General features: G+C 71.5%; 6 protein-coding genes. 4 read left to right on the top strand and 2 right to left on the bottom strand.

Annotated features, from left to right (window positions below):
• The first annotated feature begins 113 nt into the window (after nt 1–113).
• Entirely contained in the window at nt 114–1,382 is a 1,269-nt protein-coding gene (locus AB8Z75_RS26675) for an amino acid permease (protein ID WP_369206287.1), read from the top strand.
• Between the two features lie 143 nt (nt 1,383–1,525).
• On the opposite strand, the gene AB8Z75_RS26670 is transcribed toward AB8Z75_RS26675, so the two are convergent.
• Complete coding sequence (locus tag AB8Z75_RS26670) at nt 1,526–2,134, bottom strand: biotin transporter BioY (protein WP_369206285.1); 609 nt, start codon at nt 2,132–2,134, stop codon at nt 1,526–1,528.
• 353 nt (nt 2,135–2,487) lie between these two features.
• On the opposite strand from AB8Z75_RS26670, the gene AB8Z75_RS26665 reads away from it, so the two are divergent.
• A complete protein-coding gene (locus tag AB8Z75_RS26665) occupies nt 2,488–3,939 on the top strand; it encodes an amino acid permease (RefSeq protein ID WP_369206283.1) in 1,452 nt (483 codons plus the stop codon).
• Nucleotides 3,940–4,096: 157 nt separating this feature from the next.
• Nucleotides 4,097–4,738: a superoxide dismutase gene (locus AB8Z75_RS26660; protein ID WP_114018217.1), complete on the top strand. Its 642-nt coding sequence runs from the start codon at nt 4,097–4,099 to the stop codon at nt 4,736–4,738.
• A 169-nt stretch (nt 4,739–4,907) separates the two neighbouring features.
• Here the strand turns inward: AB8Z75_RS26660 and AB8Z75_RS26655 are convergent, their stop codons facing one another.
• Complete coding sequence (locus tag AB8Z75_RS26655; RefSeq protein WP_369206281.1) at nt 4,908–5,546, bottom strand: DsbA family protein; 639 nt, start codon at nt 5,544–5,546, stop codon at nt 4,908–4,910.
• A gap of 167 nt (nt 5,547–5,713) precedes the next feature.
• Between AB8Z75_RS26655 and pepN the strand changes: the two genes are divergently transcribed.
• The gene (gene pepN / locus AB8Z75_RS26650; protein ID WP_369206279.1) at nt 5,714–8,329 is read left to right on the top strand and encodes an aminopeptidase N; all 2,616 of its coding nucleotides are present in this window, start codon (nt 5,714–5,716) and stop codon (nt 8,327–8,329) included.
• Nucleotides 8,330–8,368: the final 39 nt, after the last annotated feature.

Here is an 8,368-nt window from a genome sequence, read left to right as displayed (position 1 = left end):
GTTCTCAGCAGACCCCGCGTACGCCGGGGGAGCCGCGGCAGAAGCCGCCGCCCCGGGCCGCCGAGGCCGCGCAGGACGGCGACGGCCTCGAGGCAGGCCTCAAGAACCGCCATCTGTCCATGATCGCCATCGGCGGCGTCATCGGCGCCGYCGCCGCCGACCCGGCCTCCGGGTCGTTCTCCACCTACGCCGACCGAGCGCTGGGCCGCTGGGCCGGGTTCACCATCGGCTGGCTGTACTGGTTCTTCTGGGCCGTCGTGCTCGCCGTGGAGGCGACGGCCGCCGCCGACATCCTGGAGGGCTGGATACCCGCCGTCGACCAGTGGGTGTGGGCCCTGCTGGTGATGCTGGTGCTGACGGGCACCAACCTGATCTCCGTCGGTTCCTACGGCGAGTTCGAGTTCTGGTTCGCGGGCATCAAGGTCGTGGCGATCATCGCGTTCATCGTCGTCGGCATGATCGCCTTCGTCGGCCTGCCGCCCGCCGACAGCGCGGCCGGGCTCTCCCAGCTGACCGGGCAGGGCGGGTTCTTGCCCAACGGTCCCGGCGCCATCCTCTCCGGGATGCTGCTGGTGGTCTTCTCCTTCATGGGCAGCGAGATCGTCACGCTGGCCGCCGCCGAGTCGCCCAACCCGGTCGCCGCCGTGCGCAAGGCCGTCAACAGCGTGATCTGGCGGATCGCCCTGTTCTACATCGGCTCGATGTTCGTGATCGTGGCGCTGCTGCCGTGGGACTCCAAGGCGATCGCCGCCGACGGCCCGTACGTGGCCGTGCTCGACGCGCTGGACATCCCCTACGCGGGCACCGTCATGGACGTCGTCGTGCTGACCGCCGTCCTCTCCTGCCTCAACTCCGGGCTCTACACCGCCTCCCGGATGGCGTTCTCGCTGGGTGAGCGCGGCGACGCCCCGGCCTCCTTCGGCCGCACCAACAAGCGGGGCGTGCCGACCGCCGCGATCCTGGCGTCGGTGGCCTTCGGGTTCGTCGCGGTCTTCTTCAACTACATCGCCAAGGACACCGTCTTCGAGTTCCTGCTCAACTCCTCGGGCGCCGTCGCGCTGTTCGTGTGGCTGGTCATCTGCGCCTCGCAACTGCGGATGCGGCGCCGCATCGAGCGGGAGGCGCCCGAGCGGCTGACGGTGCGGATGTGGCTGTACCCGTACCTGACGTGGGCGACCATCGGCCTGATCGTCTTCGTGATCGGCTACATGTTCACCGACGAGGACGGACGCACCCAGATGCTCCTCTCGCTGGCCGTCGCGGCGGGCGTGCTGATCACCTCGCTGGTCAAGGACCGCCTCGGGCGCGGGGCGGCGCCGGCCCGCGAACCGCTGGGCGAGACGGCCCAGGTCCCGCCGCGCTCCCCCGCCGACGCGGGCTGAGCAGCGTGCGCCCCTTCGGGGACGCACGAGGGCCCGGCGCCTGTGCGGCGCCGGGCCCTCGGTGTGCGCGTCGTGCGCGTGCTGTGCACGTCGTGCGAGCGGTGTGCGCGCGTGCGAGCGGTGTGGGCTTTGTGCGGAGTGGCTCAGCCCTTGCGGCCCGCGAGCTTCCAGGCGGTGGGCAGGGCGCCCATCGCCAGCGCCGCCTTGAGGGCGTCGCCGATCAGGAAGGGCACCAGGCCCGCGGCGACCGCCTCGCCGAGCGACATGCCGGTCGACAGCGCCAGGTAGGGGACGCCGACGGCGTAGATCAGCGCCATGCCGACCGCCATCGTGCCCGCCGTACGCAGCGCGCCCCGGTCGCCGCCGCGGCGGGCCAGCGTGCCCACGGCGACGGAGGCCAGCAGCATGCCCATGACGTACCCCAGCGTGGGCAGCCCCGCGCCGGAGGAGGCCTCGGCGAACCACGGCATCCCGGCGACGCCCGCCACCGCGTACAGCGCCAGCGCGAGGAAGCCGCGCCCTGCGCCCAGTCCGGCGCCGACCAGCAGCGCGGCGAAGGTCTGTCCGGTCACCGGCACGGGCGAGCCCGGGACCGGCAGCGCGATCTGCGCGGCGATCCCCGTCAGCGCGGCGCCGCCGACGACCAGCGCGGCGTCCCGCACGCGGGCGCGGGCGGCGCTGGAGGCGGGCAGCAGATCCGCGAGCACGGCTCCGGGGCGCGGGGTGGCTGCGGCGGAAGTGAGGGCACTCATCTGGCATCTCCGTCTCGTCGGTCTCGTGCCCCATGACGCTAGCCGAAACCGTCCGATGGCCGTGCGTGAGCGGACCGTGAGCTTGGCGACAGTGACGACAGCGGCCAGCGCGCGGGCTGACCGTGAGCTTGGTGACAGTGCCGGGGCGGGCGCAGGCGGGGTGAACTTCCCGACAGCCCGGGCGCGGGTGGGCGGTTCACCCCGTATTCACCCGTAACGCGGTCTGTCCGTATCGCGGGATGGGCTGCACGATTATTGATGTGCCGGGGCTGCCTCCCGAACACTGTGGGGGCAACACGCACCACGCACCGCTCTGTCCCCGTTCACCTCCTCACACCCAGGAACGGCCCCCTATGACGCGCACCGAGACGTCCGACGCGCCGCACCCGCCCGGCGAGCCCGCCAAGCCCTCGGGACCGGACGGCGGCGCGTCCGACGGGCGTTCCCTCTCCCACGGTCTCAAGCAGCGCCACCTGTCGATGATCGCCCTCGGCGGCGTCATCGGCGCGGGCCTGTTCGTCGGCTCCGGTGCGGGCATCGCCGCGGCGGGGCCCTCGATCGTCCTCGCCTACGCCGCCTCCGGGGCGCTGGTGATGCTGGTGATGCGGATGCTCGGCGAGATGTCGGCGGCCCGCCCGGCTTCCGGCTCCTTCTCCGTCCACGCCGAGCGGGCCCTAGGACCTTGGGCGGGTTTCGCGTCGGGCTGGATCTACTGGACGCTGCTGTGCGTCGCCATCGCGACCGAGGCCACCGCCGCCGCCAAGATCATGACGGGCTGGCTGCCGGGGACCGAGCAGTGGATGTGGGTCGCGCTGTTCATGATCCTCTTCTGCGCCAGCAACCTGGCCGCGGTCCGCAACTTCGGTGAGTACGAGTTCTGGTTCGCCACCTTGAAGGTGCTCGCGATCAGCGCGTTCCTGGTGCTGGGCGTCCTGGCCATAGCCGGGCTGCTGCCCGGCACCGACGCGCCGGGCAGCAGCCATCTGACCGGCGACGGCGGCTTCTTCCCCACCGGCACCGACGGGCTGATCGTCGGGCTGCTCGCCTCCGTCTTCGCGTTCGGCGGTCTGGAGACGGTGACGATCGCGGCGGCCGAGTCGGAGAAGCCGGTCTCCGGCGTCGCCAAGGCGGTGCGCACCGCGGTGTGGCGGATCGCGCTGTTCTACGTGGGCTCCATGCTGGTGATCGTCACCCTGATGCCGTGGAGCGACGAGTCGGTGAAGTCGGGCCCATACGCCGCCGTGCTGGACTACGTCGGCATCCCCGCCGCCGCGCAGGTGATGAACGTGGTCGTGCTCATCGCGCTGCTCTCGGCCATGAACGCCAACATCTACGGCGCCTCGCGCATGTCGTACTCCCTGGTGGAGCGGGGCGAGGGCCCGGCCTTCCTGAACCGGCTGAGCCCGCAGGGCGTGCCGCGCTACGCGGTGGTCGCCTCGTCCTTCTTCGGCTTCGTCGCGGTCCTGTTGAACATCTTCTGGGAGAAGACGGTCTTCACGTGGCTGCTGAACATGGTCGGCGCGGCCACGCTGGTCGTGTGGGGCTTCATCGCCGTCTCGCAGTTGGTCACCCGCCACCGGCTGGAGCGTGAGGCGCCGGAGAAGCTGGTGGTGCGGATGTGGCTCTTCCCGGGCCTGACGATCGTGGCGGTGCTGGCGATCCTCGCCGTCCTGCTGCTGATGCTGCGCGAGGGCGACACCCGCACCCAGCTCGCCTTCACGGCCGGTCTGACGGTGGTGCTGGCCGCCGTCGGCTACGCGCGGCAGCGCACGCGCCCGCGTCCCGCGGTGACCGAGGACGCCTGACGGTGCCTCGGCCGCGAGGCCGGACCTAGGACTTCGGTCCGAGAGGCCAGGAGCGGAGCGCCCCCCGACGTCGGGGGGCGCTCCGCTCTTTCGCGTGCTCTTGCTGCTAACTTCTTGTTGCAAGTAATGTGCATTAGCGAGCGAAGGGCGAGAGGGCATGTCGACATACACCTTGCCGGAGCTGCCGTACGACTACTCCGCGCTGGAGCCGGTCATCAGCGGCGAGATCATCGAGCTGCACCACGACAAGCACCACGCCGGGTACGTGAAGGGAGCCAACGACACCCTCGAACAGCTCGCCGAAGCGCGCGACAAGGACGCGTGGGGATCGATCAACGGCCTGGAGAAGAACCTCGCCTTCCACCTGTCCGGGCACATCCTGCACACCATCTACTGGCAGAACATGACAGGTGACGGCGGCGGCGAGCCGCTGGAGAAGGACGGCACCGGCGAGCTGGCGGACGCCATCGCCGAGTCCTTCGGCAGCTTCGCCAAGTTCAAGGCGCAGCTGTCCAAGGCCGCGGCCACCACACAGGGCTCGGGATGGGGCGTGCTGGCCTACGAGCCGGTCACCGGGCGGCTCATCGTCGAGCAGGTCTACGACCACCAGGGCAACGTCGGGCAGGGCTCCGTGCCGATCCTGGTCTTCGACGCCTGGGAGCACGCCTTCTACCTGCAGTACCGCAACCAGAAGGTCGACTTCGTCGAGGCCATGTGGCGCGTCGTCAACTGGCGTGACGTCTCGGCCCGCTACACGGCCGCCAAGGAGCGCGCCAACAACCTCCTGCTGGCGCCGTAGACCCGGCGGCGCGGCAGCCCGGCTTCCGTCCTCGTGATCGTCTTCTCACCTTTCGCGGCGGGCGGGAGAAGAAAAGAGAGCGGCCCCCTGTGCGGACGTGACGCACAGGGGGCCCTTCCCCTCGGGGGAGACCCGCCGCTCACGGGGCTCACCGGCACCCGCCGGGCGCTCAGTCGAAGATCGGCTCCACGTCCCTGGTGCGCTTGATCTCGAAGAAGCCGGGGGTCGAGGCCACCATCAGGGTGCCGTCCCACAGCCTGGCCGCCGCCTCGCCCTTGGGGGCCGGGGTGACCACGGGCCCGAAGAAGGCGACCTGCCTGCCCTCCGCGTCCGGCACGGCGATGACCGGCGTGCCGACCTCCTGGCCGACCAGGGAGATGCCCTCCTCGTGCGAGGCGCGCAGTGCGGCGTCGTAGGCGTCGGTGTCGGCCGCGTCCGCCAGCGCGGCGGGCAGCCCCACCTCTTCCAGCGCCTCGAGAAGCACCTCGCGGCCCAGCTCACGGCCGCCCGGGTGCACGCGGGTGCCGATCGCGGTGTAGAGCGGACCGAGCACCTCGCTGCCGTGCTCCTGCTCGGCGGCCACGCAGACCCGGACCGGGCCCCAGGCGCGCGCCATCATCGCGCGGTACTGCTCGGGCAGCTCGTCGAGCCGCTTCTCGTTGAGGACCGACAGGCTCATCACGTGCCAGCGGACCTCCACAGGCCGCACCTTCTCCACCTCCAGCATCCAGCGGGAGGTCATCCACGCCCAGGGGCACAGGGGGTCGAACCAGAAGTCGGCGGGGGTCGCCTTGGGCGTCTCGGACATGCGCTCTCCTCAGCAGCGGGGCGGGTCGTCTCGGACGCCGACAACGTCACCGGCACCGACCGCATTCCCGGGTACGGGCGCGCGGCGGCGCGTGCGATGCTGAGCGGGTTGTTCACCATGCGAGACATGGTCGGATCAGGATCCTTGAAGCGAGAGGGAGCGTGGCAGTGCCCGGAGAGAACTTGACCCGCACCGAGGCCCGGCAGCGCGCCGCGCTGCTGAGCGTGAGCGGGTACGACGTGGCGCTGGACCTGCGCTCGGCCGTCGAAGCACCACCGGCCGAGGGTCCGCGCACCTTCAGGTCGACGACGACCATCCGCTTCACGTGCGCCGAGGAGGGCGCCACCACCTTCGCCGACCTGGTGGCACCGCACGTCCACTCCGTCACCCTCAACGGCGCCTCCCTGCCCGTCGACGAGGTCTTCGACGGCACCCGCGTCACCCTGCCGGGTCTGCGCGCCGACGGTGAGAACGTGGCGACGATCGACGCGCGGTGCGCCTACAGCCGCACCGGCGAGGGCCTGCACCACTTCCTCGACCCGCAGGACGGCGAGGTCTACCTCTACACCCAGTACGAGCCCGCCGACGCGCGCCGCGTCTTCGCGAACTTCGAACAACCGGACCTGAAGGCGCCCTTCGACTTCTCCGTCACCGCACCGGTCGGCTGGACGGTGCTGAGCAACGGCGCCCGGGAGGGCGAGCCCCGCCCGGTCGACGACGGCAACGCGGCGCTGTGGCGCTTCGCCCGCACCCAGCCGATCTCCACCTACATCACCGCCGTCGTCGCCGGCCCCTACCACTACGTCGCCGACACCTACCGGCGCACCCTGGCGGACGGCAGCGAGCTGGAGATCCCCCTGGGCGCGCTGTGCCGCAAGGGGCTGGCGCCCCACTTCGACGCCGACGACATCTTCACCGTCACCAAGCAGGGCCTGGACTTCTTCCACGACCACTTCGCCTACCCGTACCCGTTCGGGAAGTACGACCAGGCGTTCGTGCCCGAGTACAACATCGGCGCCATGGAGAACCCCGGATGCGTCACCTTCCGCGAGGAGTTCGTCTTCCGCGGCAGGGTCACCGAGGCCTCCTACGAGGGCCGCGCCAACGTCATCCTGCACGAGATGGCCCACATGTGGTTCGGCGACCTGGTCACCATGGAGTGGTGGGACGACCTGTGGCTCAAGGAGTCCTTCGCCGACTTCATGGGCGCCTTCGCCCTCGTGGAGGCCACCCGGTTCACCGGCGGCTGGATCACCTTCGCCAACCGCCGCAAGTCCTGGGCCTACCGCGCCGACCAGCTCCCCTCCACCCACCCCGTCACCGCCGACATCCGGGACCTGGAGGACGCCAAGCTCAACTTCGACGGCATCACCTACGCCAAGGGCGCCTCCGTCCTCAAACAGCTCGTCGCCTACGTCGGCAAGGACGCCTTCCTGGAGGGTGCCCGCCGCTACTTCCAGCGCCACCAGTGGGGCAACACCCGCCTGGAGCACCTGCTGGCCGTGCTGGAGGAGACCTCGGGGCGTGACATGGGCGAGTGGTCCAAGGCGTGGCTCCAGACCGCCGGCGTCAACACCCTCACCCCGCAGCTCACCTACGACGCGGCCGGGCGCGTCACCGAGCTCGCCGTCCTCCAGGAGGCCCCCGCCTCGCACCCGGTGCTGCGGCCCCACCGCGTCGCCGTGGGCCTCTACCGCCGCGACGCGGCAGCCGGCGTGCTGGAGCGGTACGCGCAGGCCGAGGTCGACGTCACCGGACCGCGCACCACCGTCTCCGAGCTGTCCGGCGCCGAGCGCCCCGACCTGGTCCTCGTCAACGACGCCGACCTCACGTACTGCAAGATCCGCTTCGACGACGCCTCCCTCGCCACCCTCCGCGACCACCTCGGCGAACTCACCGACCCCCTCGCCCGTGCCCTGTGCTGGTCGGCGCTGTGGAACCTCACCCGTGACGGGCTGATGCCCGCCAGGGACTTCCTCGCGCTGGTGCTCAGGTTCGCAGGCGACGAGACCGAGATCGGCGTCCTGCAGATGCTGCACGGCCAGGCCAAGCTCGCCCTCGACCGCTACACCGCGCCCGCCTGGCGCGCGGAGGGCGGACGGATGCTGTCCGAAGGCGCCGTCACGCAGCTGCGCAACGCCGAGCCCGGCAGCGGCCACCAGTTGGCCTGGGCCCGCTTCCTGGCCGCCGTCGCCTCCGGGGAGGCGGAGCTGCGCCTGTTGCAGGGCCTGCTGGCGGGGACGGCACGCATCGACGGGCTCAAGGTGGACCAGGAGCTGCGCTGGACGTTTGTGGGCACGCTCGCCGCCGAGGGGATCGCCGACGAGGCCGCGATCGGCGCGGAGCTGGCCGGGGACGACACCGCGTCGGGGAAGCGGCACCAGGTGCGGTGCCTGGCGGCCCGGCCGACGGCCGCGGTCAAGGCCCAGGCGTGGGCCGGGGTCGTGGAGTCCGACACGCTGTCCAACGCGCTCGTCGAGGCGACCATCGCCGGGTTCGACCAGCCCGGGCAGGCTCAGCTGACCGCGCCCTACGCCGCGCGGTACTTCGAGGTGCTGGAGTCCGTGTGGGCCTCGCGCTCCATCGAGATCGCCATGGCCATCGTGCGGGGGCTGTTCCCCGCGGCCCAGGGCGACCAGGCGACGCTGGACGCAGCGGACGCGTGGCTCGGCGCCCACGCCGATGCGGCCCCGGCCCTGCGGCGCCTCGTCGCGGAGTCCCGCGACGACTTGGCCCGCGCCTTGCGGGCCCAGCTCGCGGACGCCTCGGCCGGCGGTGCCTGAGGAAGCCCCGGCCCCTCCCTTTCACCGTTTCCGTGGGGG

This window comes from Streptomyces sp. PU-14G, assembly GCF_041028275.1.
Taxonomy (GTDB): Bacteria; Actinomycetota; Actinomycetes; order Streptomycetales; family Streptomycetaceae; genus Streptomyces.
The sequence above is the reverse complement of the archived record's forward strand: the minus strand, read 5'-3'. Positions and strand labels throughout refer to the sequence as shown.